Origin of the sequence: Antribacter soli, from assembly GCF_021568775.1 — a bacterium.
GTDB classification, from domain to species: domain Bacteria; phylum Actinomycetota; class Actinomycetes; order Actinomycetales; family Cellulomonadaceae; genus Antribacter; species Antribacter soli.
In genome coordinates this window covers 92340-108490 of sequence record NZ_JAKGSG010000036.1, presented here as the reverse complement: position 1 = coordinate 108490, position 16151 = coordinate 92340, and the positions used below count along the sequence as shown (strand labels likewise).

The following is a 16151-nucleotide window of genomic DNA, read 5'->3' as shown; positions in this document are numbered from 1 at the left end:
GACCTCGTCCGGTGTATTCGTGTCGTTGGTCTGGGAAGATGCTCAGGACGAGCCCTCAGGCCGTGGGAGCGTGAAGTGAGGTCGGCCGGACATCTCGCGGGTTCTACAGGCCCGTCGGACAGATCAGATCTGGAGAGTAGGCATGGCGATCGCCTTGTACAACACGCTGAGCAGGCGTGTGGAGCCGCTTGAACCGATGTCGCCCGGTGCGGTGCGGATGTTCGTGTGTGGCCCCACGGTGTACGACCTCGCGCATGTCGGGCACGCCAAGACCTATACCCAGTTCGACTTCCTGGCCCGGTACCTGCGGCTTCGTGGGTTCGAGGTGACGTACGCCCAGAACATCACCGACATCGACGACAAGATCATCCGCCGCGCCGCCGATGTGGGCCGTGAGCCGCGTGAGCTCGCCGCGGAGTTCGAGGACGCCTACCGGCAGGACATGGCCGCGCTCGGCAACACTGAGGTGGACGTCTACGCGCGGGCTCACGATTACATCGACGCGATCGTGGCCCAGGTCCAGGCGCTGGTGGAGCGTGGGCATGCCTACCAGCTGGACGACGGGTGGTACTTCGACCTGTCCACGTTCCCCGGCTACGGGAAGCTGTCGGGGCGCACGGAGGTGGCCGAGGGTGACTCGGTGGCGCGGATCGACGAGAACGACGCCAAGCGCAACGCTGGTGACTTCGCGCTGTGGAAGGCTCGCAAGCCCGGCGACCCGTTCTGGGACACGCCGCTGGGGCCGGGTCGGCCGGGCTGGCACATCGAGGACACCGCGATCACCGAGGCCCTCTTCGGGCCTCAGTACGACCTGCACGGCGGGGCGGTCGACCTAATCTTCCCGCACCACGAGGCCGAGATCGCCCAGATGGAGGCGGCCTCGGGCAAGGAACCGTTGGTGCGGCACTGGGTGCACACCGGTCTGCTGCGGGTCGACGGCGCGAAGATGTCCAAGAGCTCGGGCAACTTCCTCACGCTGCATGACGCGCTGGCGATGAGCGACTACCGGACCCTGCGGTATGCGTTCTTGTCCCAGCACTACCGGTCCTCGATGGAGCTGTCGACGACCGTGCTCGAGCAGGCGCGTGGTGCACGGCGCCGGGTGGAGAACTTCGCCCGCCTGATCGACCGGTCCGCACCAGAGACTCCGGCGGCCGTGGAGGCTGCGGAGGCGACGTGGGCTGCCATGATCGATCGTCTCGACGACGACCTCGACACGCCCGCCGCGCTGGCCGCGCTGTTCGGGTACATCCGTGAGCAGAACCGTAGCGATCAGACGGCCGGACCCTCCGCCTGGGGCCTGCTGCAGCGCGTGAACGAGCTGTTCGACATGTTCGACCTCGACGTCCGCTCGGTCGACGACGCCGAGATCGAGGCCCAGCTCGCCCGTCGGGCCGAGCTGCGCACGGCGCGCGACTTCGCTGGTGCGGACCAGATCCGCGACGCCCTTGCCGGCCGGGGAATCGTGATCGAGGACACCCCGAACGGGACGCGCTGGTGGCTCGCGGAGGACGCGGTCTCGAGCACCGGCGCCGCACCGGCATCATCCGTCGGCCACTGAACGCGAGAGCGGGAGCCGTGCTCAGGAGGTTCCCCTGAGCACCGCTCCCGCCGTTGTGATTGTCAGACGAGCTGACGCTCGCGGACCGGAGCGTCGAGGACCGAGCGGACGGCGATGCGCGCTCGGGACCCGACGACGTCGGTGAAGGGGTACGGGTCGTAGCCGAGTCCGAGGCCGGCGACGGCAATCTCGATCTCGCCGTCGACCGGTCCCCGCTCCTCGATGACCCAGGTGAGTTCGGCGTCGCCCTCGGGGGTGACGAGGCCGGCCCACTGGCGGGCCTGCTCGCAGGCCAGGCCGGCGGGGAGCTTGATGCTCGCGTTGAGGTCGGTGATGGACCGCAGCTCGCAGCGGGCGTGCGGGTGGCGGGGTGCGCCGACGGTGACGACCAGCTGGTTGGTCGTGGGTCCGACGGCCTCGATCCGGGCGGACATGGTCATGGGCGCCGGCATCGCGGCGTAGCACGCGGTCGAGTTGCACAGCAGCAGGGCCATGTCCTGCGCGGTGAGGGTGGTCAGGCCGTGGCGGTCACCACCCCACTCGGCCCGCCACGGGTCGCCGATGAGGAACGTGTCGTGGTCGTCGTCGTAGCCGACGACGGCCACGACGTGGCCCTCGCGGTCGACCTTGTGCACCAGGTCGTTGTCGGGCATCGGGTAGGCGACCCCGGGGTGGAGCCGGACGACCACCGAGTACCCGGCGGCGAGGTGCTCCTTGAGGTTGGCGATGAACCGCGGCTGGAACGGGTCGTAGCTGCCGATCGGCAGGAGACCCGCGCCGTCCAGCGCGCCGGTGCTGATGTCACGGACGTTGAGCATTGTGCATCCTCTCCTTCGTCGTGTTGCCGAACCTTGCTAGGCGTCGTCCTGACCGCCGTTCTCCCACCCTTCGATGACGGCGAGCACGTCCGACCGGGTCGGTGTGCGGCCCTGCATCTCAGGCAGCGGGAGCGTGGACGAGGCGATGATCCGGGCGGATCCGCCTCGCCAGATCAGGTGCGGGTCGATGCCCCGCCCGCGGATGTACTGCGCGGCGTCCTCGGCCAGAGCTGGGTCGACGGCCTTGCCGTGTGTTGCCAGAACGGCCGCGAGTACCGGGCCGCCGGAGTTCGCGCGGGCATCAGCGGGCGCTGGCAGCTCGGCGTCACCCAACACCCGGGCCTGGGCCGCGGCGGGGCGCTCCATGGTGCCGGTGTCGACGATGAAGCTCACGATGCGCTGGTGCGTGCCGGAGTACAGGCGCCCGTAGATCGCCACCTCGGCGTAGCGCTTGTCCTGCTGGATCTCGCCCGCCCAGTAGTACGACGTCGGGCCGCTGCGCAGCATCCGCTCGTGGCCGGTGCGTCCGAAGTGACGCAGGTCCAGGTCGATCTCGTCGACGCCCTCGCCTGCCTGGTACTCGACGCGCAGGAAGTCGCGGTCGGCGCCTACGACGTACCTGGACTCGACGCTGACCGGTACCTCCTGGTCGACCAGGGAGACCGACACGAGATAGCCGTCGCCGGGCGGGTCGCCGCCACAGATGAGGATCCGGTCCACGGCGATGACGGGAGCGGAGTATGCGTTGAACCCGACCGGGACCTCCCACACGGCCGAGAGGTCGTTCAGGCTGCGCCGACTCAGCCAGGCACCGCCGTGCACGTAGACGGACCCGTCATGAATCGTGGGCGAGGACCAGATCCCGAGCGGGTCGACCGCCGTCGAGCAGACGAGCCCGCCGTCGACCGAACGCAGCAGGTGCAGAGCACCCTCAAGGGTGCCGAGCGCGACGACGCCGTCCGCGACACATGGTGCGGAGCGCACCGCGACGCCCCGGCCGGGCAGCTCGGTCTTCCACACGACGGTTCCCGACTCGGCGTCGACCGCAACGGCGTGGCCGTCGCTCGTCCCAGCGACTATCAGGCCGTTCTCCACGGCCAGCGCGGGGCCGGCGGTGTCGGAGGCGACGACGTAGTCCCGGCCGACCGACGTGGTCCACACGATCTGGCCCGATGCGCGTTCGAAGCACACCACGACCAGCGAGGCCTCCTCGCCGCGCCGTAAGCCGGCCAGGGAGTAGAGCCGCTCGCCGGCGACGGCCGGCTTGCCGAAGAAGATCGAGCCGGGCAACACGGCGAGCTCGGTGACGCCGTCGGGCCCGAACTCCAGGATGTGGTTCCCGATAAAGATGATGTACCGGCTGCCCACGGCCACCGCGGTCGACCGGACGCGTGATCCGAGGTCGGCCTCCCAGCGGACGTGCCCGTCGTGGGGGTCCAGGGCCGAGTACGTGGTGAACGAGTTCGGGACGCAGAGCTCGTCCGTGTCGGGGTTGTAGATGCTCTGCGCGTACGAGCCCATCGGCAGTGCGCGCCGCCAGAGCTCCGCATGGCCGTCGGACATCAGCCTCGCGTCGAACGTCTTGGCCTGGTCGTCATAACCGACGACAAGGACCCCGTGCGGTGTCACCAGCGGCACCCGACCGACCCCGTGCAGCGGCGTGGCCGCCAGGACGTTTGCACGGACCTGACAATCCTCGCGGGGCGCGGTTCGTCGCCATAGCTTGTCAACGGACATCATGCTTTCGCCTCCTTCTCGCAGATCTCTTGCGATCTAGGAGACAGCCGCGGCCCGGGACACCGTCACCGCACTTGAGGTACCACTTGACGGACACTTCGAGTGTCCGCCGCGAGTCCGTCGCAGGCTCGCCGGTGGCCGGTCAGCTCAGCCATGGCTCCTTGCGCGAGGAGTCGAGCAGGTGAGCGATCCGGAGGCGGATCGACGCGTGGATGTTCAGGTCCTCGAGCTCGTCAACGGGCTGCCAGACGACCTCCGACGACTCGGTCGAGGTCCGGGCCTGGCCGGCGGTGACGGATCCGGTCAGGCAGATCGAGAACTGGGAACGGACCTCGCCGTCGGAGTAGGCGATGATGTGGTTTGGGTCCGTGTAGATGCCAACCAACCCAGTCATCTCCACGTCATAGCCGGTCTCCTCCCGGGTCTCCCGGACTGCGGCCTGACGGACGGACTCCCCGGGCTCCATGGCACCGCCCGGGATGGACCAGAGGTCGTTGTCCGTGCGGTGGATCAGCAGGATCCGGCCCGTCCCGTCGCGGACGATGACGCTGACAGCAGGGACGATCGAGTTCGGCGTCGGTGCGGCCGGGTCGTTGAGATAGTCGATGCGTGCCATGTTCTCAACCTTTCAAGGGGATGGTCAGCGGTTCAGCGAGCGCCCAGACCCGCTCGAAGCTGTCGCGGTACATCTCGAACATGTCGCGTTCTGGGTCATGGCGCAGGTGCAGCAAGGGCGCCAGGTAGCCGGCCGCGCCGAACACGTGCGGGGTGACGAGCATGTCGTCGTCGTAGACGAAGATCGAGTTGTACAGCGTGGTGCGGTGCAGGCGGAACTCGACCGTTGGCTCCTCGCGCAGTGGCTGGTAGTAGGCCAGAGCAGCCCGTATACGCTCGGGGACGGCGCTGTCGACGCCTTCCTCCTTGCCGCGCAGAGCAGCCTCTGGGCTGTCGGGATCGCCGAGGAGGATGCGGACGCGGGCGCCGTCCTGGGCTTTGCGCCGCATGATGTCGACAGAGGACGGGTTCTGCTCGGGGATGAACAGGATCGCGTGCCCGAGCAGGGCGATCTCCGAGGCGGCCCCTTTGAGCAGGCGCAGCCAGAGGTCCGGTGGTGAGGTGGCGCGGTGCGGGTACAGGGCCACGATCTCGGAGTGGACGGGGGTTGCGTCGCTGTCGCGGGGCCAGAGCGCGTCGACCGTCACACCGAGCGTCTCAGCGACCCGGGTCGCGGTCCCGGGGTGAGGCTTGCGGCCCTGGTGCAGCCAGCGGTCCACGGTCTTGGGATCGACATCGACGCGCTGTGCAAGGTCGGCCGGGCTCAGTCGTCGAGCCGTGAGCAGGCTGACCAGGTGATGGTTGGCGCGCTCTGTCGGGTTCGGCACCGATGGGACGTTACCGGACATTCGGGGCGTCCTCCAGGGTTACGGCTGGCCTTTCCCCAGGGGGAAGGACGCGTCCCAGACGCGCTCGAAGCTGGCCGCGTACATGTCGAACATGTCGTGGGCGGGGTCGCGGCGTAGGTGCAGGATCGGGGCCAGGTAGCCGTAGGCGCCGTAGACGTGCTGGTTCACGAGCATCTCGTCGTCGAACCGGAAGATCGAGTTGTAGAGCGTCGTGCGATGCTGGTGGAACTCGACTCTCGGTACGTCGATCAGTGGTCGGTAGTACGCCATCGCCATCCGGATCCGCGCTGGCAGTGCTTCGCCGAGCCTCTCCTCGGCGCCTCGTAGTGCAGCTTCGGGGCTGTCGGGGTCTCCGAGCGCGAGCCGTACACGCACCCCTGAGCAAGCCTTCTGGCGCAGGAACGCGACGGCGCCCGGGTTCTCCTCGGGCAAGAACTGGCTCGCATACGCTAGAAGCCCGATCTGGGTAGTCGCCGACCGAATCAGGCTCAACCAGAGAGGCTTCGGGACTGCGGCACGGTGCGGATACAGCGCGACGACCTCGGAGTGCACGGAGGCGGCGCTCTGATCGGCGTGCGGCCAGAGAACCTCAGGCGCTACGCCGAGCGCGTCGGCAACGTCGCGCGCCGTGCGGCGGTGCGGGACACGGCCGTCATGGAGCCATCGCCGGACGGTCTTGTCGTCGACGCCGACCCGCGCAGCCAGTTCCGCGACCCCCATCCGACGATGCTCCATTGTCTGCCGCAGCGCAGTGTTCACAGTCGGCCCCTCTCTGCCGACGAGACGGTACCTGACGACGAAGTCCCACGTCAGGAGGCTGGCCGCCCTCAGCGCACCCACGTCGGGCGGCCGGCTGCGGCCGCGACTGCCGCGACCACAGCGGCTGTGTCCGACAGGTCAGGCAGGACGCGGGTGGCGCCAGCCGCAGCGAGCGTGTCGACATCATCGGCGCCGGTTGCTACTGCGACGACCCGTGCTCCGCCAAGGATCCCAGCCCGTACATCGTTGACGGTGTCGCCGATCAGCACGGTGTTCTCGCCGTCGAACTGGCCCCCGTGCTGGGCTGCGGCTCGCCGTTGCGCGACGGCGACGAGCCCGGGTCGGTCTTGGGCGTCGAACCCGAAACCTCCGCAGTCCCAGTCCAGGGCGTCTGCGAGGCCGAACACCTCGAGCTTCACGAAGCCGTTCGTTCGGGTGTTGCCCGTCAGGACCGACTGCACTACGTCGGCGGCCTCTGTCAGGGCGTCGATCGCCGCTCTGGCTCCGAGCAGCGCATGGCCCTTCTCTGCGAGCCGCCCACGACGGGTCTCCAGAGACTCCACCAGCGCTTCTCTGATCGAGTCAGCGCTGAACGAGCCAGGGTCGACGCCATGATCACGGAGCAGATCCGCCATGATCTCAGGGTCGGTCCTACCGTCTGTGCGAGCCCTGCTGCGTGCCGTTTGACCTGTCAGGAGCTCGAAAGCACCGGCGTAGCTCTCCTTGCTCACTCCGCCGTTCTCGACAAGTGTGTGATCCACGTCCCAGAGCACGAGCACGGTCATGGAGACGAACCTATCGGCCCGCGCGCAGGTCAAGCAGATTCGCCCCCGACCCGCCGTCGGCCCTCAGGAACGCTCCGCGATGTGGAGCCGCGCACGGATCCGGTCAACGAGCGCACGCGCCAACGGCTCGGCCTCGCGCATCGACCGCTCGACGACATGGCCCGGCTCGTATCGCGTGAAGACGTCGGCGAGCCGCGAGTCGACGGTAGTGGGCTCGCCCCGGTGACTTGTCGTGAGATCGCAGTAGGTGACGAGGTCCGACAGCTCTGCGAGATCGCCGTCGGGCATCGGGAACTCGTGCTCCAGCGCCTGCCCGAGGCCTTGGTTACGCGCTTCGATTCGCGCGAACGTGTGGTGGGCGACGAGGCGGCACAGGTCGTCGTCGTACCCGAGCCCGCGTAGGTAACGGGCACCGTCAACCTGGTGTGCTCCTGTGTCGACGGCCACGTCGGCATAGCCCACATCGTGCAAGTACGCCGCAGCGACCACCAGCGATGCGCGCCGAACCGTGAGCCGCTCGGTCACGAGCTGCGCGCGCCGACCGACGGCGAGCGTGTGCGAGAGCCGGTCCGATCCCGCGGGCAGGGCGTCGTCAAGCATCGCGACGGCTTCCTGGCTGCTCGGCAGGCGATTCAAGAAGGCCATCACACCACGGTACCGGCGCGGATCGTGGTGAGGATGGCGCCCACCGAGACGGGCGGCTCACGCGTGTCAGGAGCTGATGCCCAGGTACTTGATCACTGGGTCCAGGCCGTGCGACCGGATGCCCGCCCGCAGGTGGTCCGGGCGGCCGTCCCATGCCTCTCGGGTCATGGACCAGCGACGCATGATGACAGGCGAGCCGTCCCGTGCGACGCGCCGCTCGTCAGCGAGCCGGTAGCCGAGCTTCGCCGAGACCGCGTTGGACGCCGGGTTGTCCGTGTAGGCCTCGCAGACCATCTCCTGAGCGGCCAGGCCCTCGAAGCCGAGATGAAGAACCAAGAGTCGTGCCAGGGAACCGATCCCGTGACCGTGGAGCCCGGCAGCGACCCACGAGCCGGTGGTCACCGAGCCCAGGACCAGGAAGCCCTTCGCGGACATCGACTGGACGCCGACGATCCGCCCGTTCTTGTAGATGCCCAGGTTCAGTCGCCAGTCGTCAGCGTCCACGCGAGAGCGCAGGTCCCAGTGGTACTCAAGGACGTTCCGGCGCACCGTGTCCGGCGCACCGTGTCCGGCCCGCCCCGCGTCCACGGCCAGGTGAACGCCGAACCCGCGCCATGGACACCGCCTGCGGCGACGTCGGCAAGCGCGACCAGGTCGGTATCGTCGGGGGACCTTCAGCTCCAGATCACCGCACCGCACGGAGAGCCCGAACGTCGGCACGATCGCGGTCAGGAGGGCACGTGGCGTGGCGTCCATGACCGTATCGTTCCTGGTCGTCGGCTGGGCCACCACAGGTTTTCTCACTGCTCGCCGAGATGGTGAACCGCTGGACCTGGTCAGGGAAATCGGTGGCGGGCGGCGCCGCCGGCGCGAGAGCCTGCCAGCGACACCCATGTTCCGTGTTCGCGAGGAGGTCCACCGTTGAGCACGTACGACCTGCGTCCAGCCGTCGCTGGGGACGCCGAGCAGATCGCCGTCGTGCACCACGCGGGATAGCAGCACGCCTACAGCGACCTGCTCCCGCCGGACTTCTGGCTCACCGACACCGTCGAGTACCGTGCCGGGCGCTGGGCGAACCGGCTGGCCAGAGGCGACCCGGTCGGCTGGTCGATCGTGGCCACGGTCGACGGCGTCGTTGTCGGCTTCGCCCAGGTCGGCCCCGCCCGGACAAAGCACGGCCTGGTCCCGGTCCACGAGACCGAGCTCATGTCGCTCTACCTGCACCCGGACCACCACGGGTCAGGCGTGGCGTCGGCGCTGCTGGACACCTGCCTGCCAGGCGCGTGCCCGGCTGACCTATGGACGGCTCACCCGAACCCACGGGCGCAGGCGTTCTACTCGAAGCATGGCTTCGCGCGCGACGGCGCTGTCTTCATCGACGATCACGGGATCACCGAGGTCCGCATGATCCGCTCCTGACTGGGTGGGCCGCGCCGCTGGGGGGTGCGGACCCGGAAGTTCGTCGGTGCCTCGGGATCCGACGCCTGGGCCGAGTGGTCGTCGATGGTGCCTAGTCCGCACACCATGGACGACCATCAGGTTGCTCAATAGCTGCGCGCGACGATGGCGATCAGATCGTCGGCGGAGTCCTCGACGCCGGGCACCTGGCCGGACGGGGTCTGCAGGCAGCGGACCGTGACGGCCTGCTCGTTGAGCGTGCGCTCGCCTCCCTCGCCGAGGGCCTTCCACGGGATGCGGACGAAGCCGGTCATGGCGCCCTCGAGTGCCTCGTCGACGCTGGTGGCCTCGATCGTGCGGTCGGCGAGGCGCTGCCGGGCAGCTGCGAGCATGTCCTCGTGCATCGACTCCAGAAGCGACGGGATCGTCGCTACGACCTCGCCCAGGGGGAGGGGTGACTTCTCGCTCGTGTCGCGGCGCACGACCGTGACCTGCCCGGCGTCGAGGTCGCGCGGGCCGACCTCGATCCGCAGCGGGACGCCCTTGAGCTCCCACTCGGTGGCTCGGCGGCCGAAGCCCTGCTCGGTGCGGGCGTCGATCCGTGCCCGCACTCCGGCAGCGTTGAGCGAAGCCACGAGGTCCCTGGCGGTCGACAGCGTGCGCTCGTCGTCCTTGACCGCGATGACGACCGCCTGTACGGCGGCGACCCGCGGCGGGACGCGAAGGCCGGCGTCGTCCCCGTGAGCCATGATCAGACCGCCCACCATGCGCGTGGAGGAACCCCACGACGTTGTCCAGCAGTGCTGCACCTGGCCCGCGCTGTCGGTGTAGGTGATGTTGAACGCCTTGGCGAAGTTCTGGCCCAGCTCGTGGCTGGTCGCCATCTGCAGCGCCTTGCCGTCGCCCATCATCGCCTCGCACGTCATCGTGTTGATCGCTCCGGCGAAACGCTCCCGCTTCGTCTTCGCTCCCACGAGCACCGGGATGGCCAGGACGTTCTCCAGGAAGTCGCGGTACACGTCCAGGTGGATCCGCAGCGTGTACTCGGTCGCGTCCTGACGTGTCGCGTGGGCGGTATGGCCCTCCTGCCAGAGGAACTCCGTCGTACGCAGGAACACCCGCGGGCGCATCTCCCAGCGCACCACGTTCGCCCACTGGTTCAGCAACATGGGCAGGTCCCGATGGGACTGCACCCACTTCGCCATCAGCTCGCCGAACAGCGTCTCGCTCGTCGGGCGGACCACGACCGGCTCGGTGAGCTCCTTGCCACCCGCGTGGGTCACGACGGCCAGCTCCGGGCTGAACCCCTCGACGTGCTCGGCCTCGCGCTGCAGGTAGGACTGCGGGATGAACAGGGGCAGGTACACGTTCTCGGCACCCGCAGCCTTGATCCGGGCGTCGACCTCGGCCTGCATCCGCTCCCACAGACCGTAGGCGTACGGCCGGATCACCATCGTCCCTCGCACCGGCCCGTTGTCGGCCAACTCGGCCTTCTCCAGGACGTCCTGGTACCAGCGCGGGAAGTCGGCTTCCTGGGTCGCGAGCACGCTCGGCCGCTTCGGTGTCGTCATGCCCGCGATGCTACAGACGGCCTGACCTGCACGATCGGCCGAACGCTACCGGGCCCGGAGCTTCCGGGACCTGCCTGGACCAGGACCGCGTCATGATCCGGGCGGTCCTGGAGGATCACAGCCGTGGAGTCGCGTGACGGTCGCCGCGCGGGAAGGATACCGAGTTCGTGGAGAGCATCGACGTGGACCGGCCGATCCCGGCACGCTGGGACGCTCTGGACTACGTCGTCGTCGACGTCGAGGGCAACGGGGCGTACCCGCCCGAGCTCGTCGAGGTCGCGGTCGTGCCGGTCCGGCGCGGGAGCATCGGCGGCCCTCGCGCCTGGCTGGTCCGGCCGCCGTCGCCGATCACCTGGCAGGCTCGCCGCGTGCATGGCATCACCAACCAGGACGTCGCCTCGGCGCCCAGGATCGATCATGTGGCCGGCGAGGTCCTGGCGGCGTTGGGCGTTGACGGTTCACAAGCCGCGGTCGTCGGGCACAACGTCCGCGTCGACCTGGACGTCCTGACCAGGTCGCTGCCCGGCTGGACCCCCGTCGAGGTGTTCGACACGCTCAGGCTCTCCCGGCACCTGTGGAACCTGCCGAGCCACAGCCTGGGCGCCCTGGTCCGCACCCGGCACCTGGACCACGACCTGCCCGCAGGCCTGCGCCCGCACCGGGCCGCCTACGATGCGCTCGTGACGGCGCGGCTGTTCGTCGACCTCATGACGAGCGCCGCGGTCGACGGGCTCGGGCTCAGTGCCCTGCGAGCGCACGGCGCGGTGAGCACGCTGCCCGCTCACCGTGAGGTTCTGAGCGACTCTGCCTTGTTCGACCTGCCGTGACCAGGCTGCCGGGCCGAGGACGGGCTCGGTCCCGTCAGCAACGGTCACGGACGTTTAACCGGTGGACGCCGGCCGGGGGCGCGATGGCACGATGCCAGGCGTTCCCCGCACGACGCGCGAAGCCTCACTTGGAAGACGCGCGACCGAACGGACCGACCGAGGGAGCTGCCATGACCACACCGCCGCAACCGACGTCCCCGAGCCCGTTCGCCGGGGTCGCGGACTCCTACCACCGGTTCCGGCCCGGCATCCCCGCCGACGTCGCCGACGTCCTGACCGGCGCATCGCCGCGCCGCCGTCCGCGCCGGCTGCTCGATCTGGCCACCGGCACCGGCCAGGTCGTCCGGGCGATGGCCGCCCGGTTCGACGACGTGCTCGCCGTCGAACCGGACCCCGCCATGGCGCACCTGGCGCGCACGACACTCGCCGCCGAGGTTCCCGACCTGGCCGTCACCGTGGTCGAGTCGCCCGCCGAGACGTTCGAAGCTCCCGCAGGCTGGGCCGCGGACCTGGTCACCATCAGCCGCGCGTTCCACTGGTTCGACCGCCCCACCGTGCTGCGTCGTCTCGAGCCGGTCGTGCGGCCCGGTGGCGTGATCGCGATCTTCTCCGAGCCGAGCTTCTGGGAGTACCAGAGCGACTGGACCGCGACCGTCCGCGGCACGGTCCAGGAGTTCCTGGGCCCTCGCCGCCGTGCAGGGCGGGGTACTTCGAGCGCACCGAGGCGCACACCGACGTCCTGCGCGCATCGGCGTTCAGCGCGGTGACCGAGACGAGGGTCCGGTTCACGCGCGACTGGACGATCGACCAGGTGCTCGGCTACCTGGCCTCGACCAGCTTCGCGGCGCCCCACCTGTTCGCCGAGCGAGCCCAGGAGTTCCAGGACCGCCTGCGCGACCGGCTCGGGGACGGACCGTTCGAAGAGTCCTCGTCGTTCGAGGTGATCCTCGCCGCCCGGCCTTGAACCGATAGCCCCGTATCAACCTCCCAGAGAGCAAGGAGCCCTCGATGACCCGCCTCGCCCAGTCCGTCCAGACCGTCACCACGCTGCTGCGCGGAGCGGACCTGGCCGGTTATCAGGCGGTCAGCGACCTGCTCACCGAGACGACCGCCCGCCGCACCCTGGACCTGTCGGACCTCTCGCCGACCGAGCAGGCCGAGCTGATCGGCGCCCGCACCCAGCAGCTGCAACCGTCCGCGGCCGCGCTCGCCGAGCGCGTCGCCAGGGCCGCCGCCGAGAACCGGCCGTTCATCGCGAAGTTCGGCATCGACCCGACCGGATCCGAGGTCCACCTCGGCCACGCCGTGCCCATGATGCTGCTCTCGCGCGTCCAGCGGATGGGCCACCAGGTCGTGTTCATCGTCGGGGACGTCACGGCGAAGATCGGCGACCCCTCCGGACGGTCCGACGAGCGTCCTGCCCTGAGCGACGAGGACATCGCCCGAAACCTGGCCACCTACAAGGACCAGGTCACCCCGTTCTTCGACTTCAGCCGCGGGGCCCGGTTCCGGCACAACGGAGACTGGCTGCGCGAGATCACCCTGCCGCGGATGATCGAGATCCTCGCCAAGATCCCCGTCTCCATGCCGTTGCAGCGTGAGGACTTCCGCAAGCGTCTCGAGGCCGGCCAGGGCCTGTCGATGGCCGAGCTGATCTACTCGGTGGTCATGGCGCTGGACTCCGTGGAGATCGGTTGCGACCTGGAGATCGGCGGCATCGACCAGTTCCTCAACATGCAGATGGGCCGCAAGGTCATGGAGATCAGCGGCCAGGCCCCCGAGATCGTCGTGGCGACCTCGCTGATCGAGGGCACCGACGGGACCGGCGCGAAGATGTCCAAGTCCCAGGGCAACTACGTGCCGGTCGCGGCCCCGGCCGGTGAAGTCTTCGGCAAACTCATGTCCGTGCCGGACCGGCTCGTCGAGCCCTACTTCCGCGCCCTGTCGGAGTGGACCGACCCGGAGCTCGCCGTCGTCACCGAACGGCTCGCCGCCGGGACCCTGCACCCCATGGACCTCAAGAAGATCCTCGCGGGCGAGGTCACCGCCGCGATCCACGAGCTCGACGCCGCCATGAAGGCCCGCCAGGAGTTCACCGCCCAGTTCTCCAAACGGTCCTTCAGTGACGTCTCCGACCTGCCGGTCGTGGCCGACCTCGGAGTCCCCGTCACGGAGGTCGTCAAGGCGCTCGGCTTCGCGACGTCGAACGGTGACGTGCGGCGGGTCGCCGAGCAGCACGGCCTGCGGATCGTCGTCGAGTCCGAAGCCGGCCAGGAGCAGACCACGCTCACGCCGGACGACGCCCGCCAGACCCTGACAGCTGTGCTCGCGGGGATCGGCACCACGACCGGCGAGGTCTTCCTCAAGGTCGGCCGGAGGGTCGCGCGCATCGAGCACCGACGCTGAACCGTCAGACCACCCCACGGCAGGTGACACCCTCAGCACGATGCGGGCGGCCGGACCCGGAGCAGGCGAATAAGCCCTGGTGAGCGGCGTCGCCGGTGCTGCACGCTCAGGGCGAGAACACGATCAAGGGGGCTGATCTGTGCTGGGTCCAAGGGTGATGCGTAGGCGTCCGAGAGCGAGCGAGACGTGGCGGCGGTTCGCCGTCCGGTCGCTGTTCGCGTTGACGCCGCTGACCGTCGTGACAGCGGTGATCGACGCGTTCCTCGCGGTCGTCGTCGGACGCCTGACGGCAGACCCGATCGGGGAACACCTGGTTGCCCTCGCCTGGCTCACCGCGGCGTCTCTCGTGGTGACGTGGGCGAGCGTGCTCACCTGGCGCGCGGTGGCGGCGGCGGGGGAGCGGCGCCTTCGCGGCGAGCTGCTGCACGCGACCCTGCACCAGCAGGTCTCTCCGGCGTCTCCGTACCAGTCGTACCTGCCGGCGCAGCAGCTCCACTCGTCGCCTGAGAGTGCGACCGGGACGCCGCCGACGCTCTCCGACCGGCGGTCGGAGGGGCACCAATGATGCGGAGGCCCTGGCCGTGACGGGCCGCACGAGCTACCTGCAGGTCGTTGAGGACGGCGATGGTGCCCTCGCCTGGTTCGCTCTGCGACTTCGGCCGGCGCCGGCGCTCTCGAGCGGCGCCACGCTCGCGGGTGCCGTCGCACACCCGGGTGACGCTGCCTCGTCGGTTGAGGCGGAGGCAGTCTGGCTCAGTGGGCTCCTCACGTCGGGTGGGGAGATGCGACTCGAGGTTCGCTGGGTCGCCGACGGGCGTGGCGCGCTGGCCTGCTTCCTGATCGGGAGGTGCGAGGCGCCGACGACGGAAGAGGTCGTCCGGCTCGCGAACGATCTGCGGACGCGTGCGAGTGTCGTGCCGGACCACGTCGTCGTGGAGCCCGTCGAGGTCCAGGACATCGACGCTGTGCTCGAGCCCTTCGAGGTGCTTCCATGCGGGGGCATCGTCGCCCTGCGGAGGCCCGTCCGGATCGACCGCACCTCGGCAGGCCGACTGTTCGCGATCGCCCGGGTCGACCCCTGGACGGCCAAGGGCGTCGGGCGGGGTGCCTGGGCCCACGTCCTGCAAACGCTCGAGCGATCGGCCACGCCCGTCGCGCTGTCCGTCCTGCTCGTCCCGGGGGTACTGGACGGTCCGCAGCGAGCGGCTCTGGAGCAGGTCGCCGGGATCTACGCAGAGCGGGCGCTGCCCACCACCGGGTCTGGCATCTTCGGTTCGGGGCGCAGTCCCGACGATGTAGCCCACCGCGCTGCGGCGGATGCAGGTGAGTGGCTGCACCGGCTGGCGCACCGGACTGCGCGCCTGCAGGTGATGGTGACGTCGGCCGCGCCGATCGCCCAGGGTCTGCTCGCCCAGGTGGCAGAGGCGATCAGGCCGGGTGCCGGAGGGCTGGACAACCTTGCTGTTGAATGGCCCGACCCGCCTATGGCCGACAACGCGGTCGTGCGCCATGCGGAGCTCGACGACGCGTGGTGGATCTCCGAGCCGCTGCCAGCAGGAGTGCCGGCGGTGATCGCTCGCCTGAGGGACTTGCTGGACCCCGCCGAGGTGGTCGTGCCCTTCAGGATCCCGCCCGCTCCAGGTACGTCCATCACCGTCGTCCACCTGGAACATGCGGACTCCGTACAGATCGGCAACCACAACGTGCAAGGGGGAACGGGCAACGTCACCGGCTCCGGCCACACGATCCACCAGGAACAGCGAGAAGGAGATCGACGATGAGCGGCGGAGAGTTCAAGTTCGACAAGGTCACGAACCTCCAGATCGGCGACAACAACATCCAGGGCGGCCAGGGCAACGTCACGGGGACCGACCACACGTTCACCCAGAATTTCGATGCCGCCGCGGCCCCCGAGCCGCAAGCAATCATCGACAAACTGGAAGCACTGCTCGCCGCGGTGTCCGACGCCGACCGTCCCCTTGTGGAGGCCTCCGTGGAGCGACTGAACCAGGTCGCGCCGGATGACAAGCAAGGCTGGCGGGTTGCGTTCGAGGAGACCCTGGGCACGCTGTCGCAGGTGACCGGGACGTACTCCGGCGTGGTCGAGGCCGTCGACATGACACGACAGATGCTCGAGAGCCTAGGCTGACAAGCGCGTCTCGAATCGGTCAGCGTCAGGTGACCCCAATCCAGCACGACGGCTGCGATCCCGGCCCTCCGCAGCCGTCGTAGGCATGTCCG

The 16151-nt window shown here is 69.3% G+C and carries 18 protein-coding genes; 9 read left to right on the top strand and 9 right to left on the bottom strand.

Annotation, left to right across the window (positions count from 1 at the left end):
• The first annotated feature begins 142 nt into the window (after positions 1-142).
• Positions 143-1561: a cysteine--tRNA ligase gene (gene cysS / locus L1785_RS13680; RefSeq protein ID WP_236089826.1), complete on the top strand. Its 1419-nt coding sequence runs from the start codon at positions 143-145 to the stop codon at positions 1559-1561.
• A gap of 62 nt (positions 1562-1623) precedes the next feature.
• Here cysS and L1785_RS13675 read toward each other — a convergent pair whose 3' ends face one another.
• The 8 genes from L1785_RS13675 to L1785_RS13640 all read right to left on the bottom strand — a co-directional run bounded on the left by L1785_RS13675 (position 1624) and on the right by L1785_RS13640 (position 8257).
• A complete protein-coding gene (locus L1785_RS13675; RefSeq protein WP_236089825.1) occupies positions 1624-2379 on the bottom strand; it encodes a C39 family peptidase in 756 nt (251 codons plus the stop codon).
• Between the two features lie 36 nt (positions 2380-2415).
• Positions 2416-4008, bottom strand: a complete 1593-nt coding sequence (locus tag L1785_RS13670) for an outer membrane protein assembly factor BamB family protein (protein ID WP_236089824.1) — start codon at positions 4006-4008, stop codon at positions 2416-2418.
• 250 nt (positions 4009-4258) lie between these two features.
• Entirely contained in the window at positions 4259-4732 is a 474-nt protein-coding gene (locus L1785_RS13665; RefSeq protein WP_236089823.1) for an NUDIX hydrolase, read from the bottom strand.
• A 4-nt stretch (positions 4733-4736) separates the two neighbouring features.
• Positions 4737-5498: a helix-turn-helix domain-containing protein gene (locus L1785_RS13660; RefSeq protein ID WP_236089822.1), complete on the bottom strand. Its 762-nt coding sequence runs from the start codon at positions 5496-5498 to the stop codon at positions 4737-4739.
• Positions 5499-5537: 39 nt separating this feature from the next.
• Positions 5538-6278: a helix-turn-helix domain-containing protein gene (locus tag L1785_RS13655; RefSeq protein WP_236089821.1), complete on the bottom strand. Its 741-nt coding sequence runs from the start codon at positions 6276-6278 to the stop codon at positions 5538-5540.
• Between the two features lie 68 nt (positions 6279-6346).
• A complete protein-coding gene (locus tag L1785_RS13650; protein WP_236089820.1) occupies positions 6347-7063 on the bottom strand; it encodes a haloacid dehalogenase-like hydrolase in 717 nt (238 codons plus the stop codon).
• 63 nt (positions 7064-7126) lie between these two features.
• Positions 7127-7708, bottom strand: coding sequence for an HD domain-containing protein (locus tag L1785_RS13645; protein ID WP_236089819.1), 582 nt, complete (start codon positions 7706-7708; stop codon positions 7127-7129).
• Between the two features lie 66 nt (positions 7709-7774).
• Positions 7775-8257 (bottom strand): GNAT family N-acetyltransferase, encoded by a 483-nt coding sequence (locus L1785_RS13640; protein WP_236089818.1) that lies wholly within the window; start codon positions 8255-8257, stop codon positions 7775-7777.
• Between the two features lie 465 nt (positions 8258-8722).
• On the opposite strand from L1785_RS13640, the gene L1785_RS13635 reads away from it, so the two are divergent.
• The gene (locus L1785_RS13635) at positions 8723-9127 is read left to right on the top strand and encodes a GNAT family N-acetyltransferase (RefSeq protein WP_268915279.1); all 405 of its coding nucleotides are present in this window, start codon (positions 8723-8725) and stop codon (positions 9125-9127) included.
• A 125-nt stretch (positions 9128-9252) separates the two neighbouring features.
• Here the strand turns inward: L1785_RS13635 and proS are convergent, their stop codons facing one another.
• Positions 9253-10677: a proline--tRNA ligase gene (gene proS / locus L1785_RS13630; protein ID WP_236089816.1), complete on the bottom strand. Its 1425-nt coding sequence runs from the start codon at positions 10675-10677 to the stop codon at positions 9253-9255.
• Positions 10678-10844: 167 nt separating this feature from the next.
• On the opposite strand from proS, the gene L1785_RS13625 reads away from it, so the two are divergent.
• The 7 genes from L1785_RS13625 to L1785_RS13595 all read left to right on the top strand — a co-directional run bounded on the left by L1785_RS13625 (position 10845) and on the right by L1785_RS13595 (position 16059).
• Positions 10845-11504 (top strand): 3'-5' exonuclease, encoded by a 660-nt coding sequence (locus L1785_RS13625; protein WP_236089815.1) that lies wholly within the window; start codon positions 10845-10847, stop codon positions 11502-11504.
• Positions 11505-11674: 170 nt separating this feature from the next.
• The gene (locus L1785_RS13620) at positions 11675-12271 is read left to right on the top strand and encodes a class I SAM-dependent methyltransferase (RefSeq protein ID WP_236089814.1); all 597 of its coding nucleotides are present in this window, start codon (positions 11675-11677) and stop codon (positions 12269-12271) included.
• Positions 12268-12468 carry a hypothetical protein gene (locus tag L1785_RS13615; protein ID WP_236089813.1) on the top strand — a complete coding sequence of 67 codons (201 nt, stop codon included), beginning with the start codon at positions 12268-12270 and terminating at the stop codon, positions 12466-12468. Before L1785_RS13620 ends, L1785_RS13615 begins: the two co-directional genes overlap by 4 nt.
• 44 nt (positions 12469-12512) lie before the next feature.
• A complete protein-coding gene (tyrS, locus tag L1785_RS13610; RefSeq protein WP_236089812.1) occupies positions 12513-13910 on the top strand; it encodes a tyrosine--tRNA ligase in 1398 nt (465 codons plus the stop codon).
• 157 nt (positions 13911-14067) lie between these two features.
• Positions 14068-14475 carry a 6TM ABC transporter family protein gene (locus L1785_RS13605; protein ID WP_236089811.1) on the top strand — a complete coding sequence of 136 codons (408 nt, stop codon included), beginning with the start codon at positions 14068-14070 and terminating at the stop codon, positions 14473-14475.
• Between the two features lie 16 nt (positions 14476-14491).
• Positions 14492-15691, top strand: coding sequence for an RIP homotypic interaction motif-containing protein (locus L1785_RS13600; RefSeq protein WP_236089810.1), 1200 nt, complete (start codon positions 14492-14494; stop codon positions 15689-15691).
• A complete protein-coding gene (locus L1785_RS13595; protein ID WP_236089809.1) occupies positions 15688-16059 on the top strand; it encodes a hypothetical protein in 372 nt (123 codons plus the stop codon). Before L1785_RS13600 ends, L1785_RS13595 begins: the two co-directional genes overlap by 4 nt.
• The last annotated feature ends 92 nt before the right edge of the window (positions 16060-16151 follow it).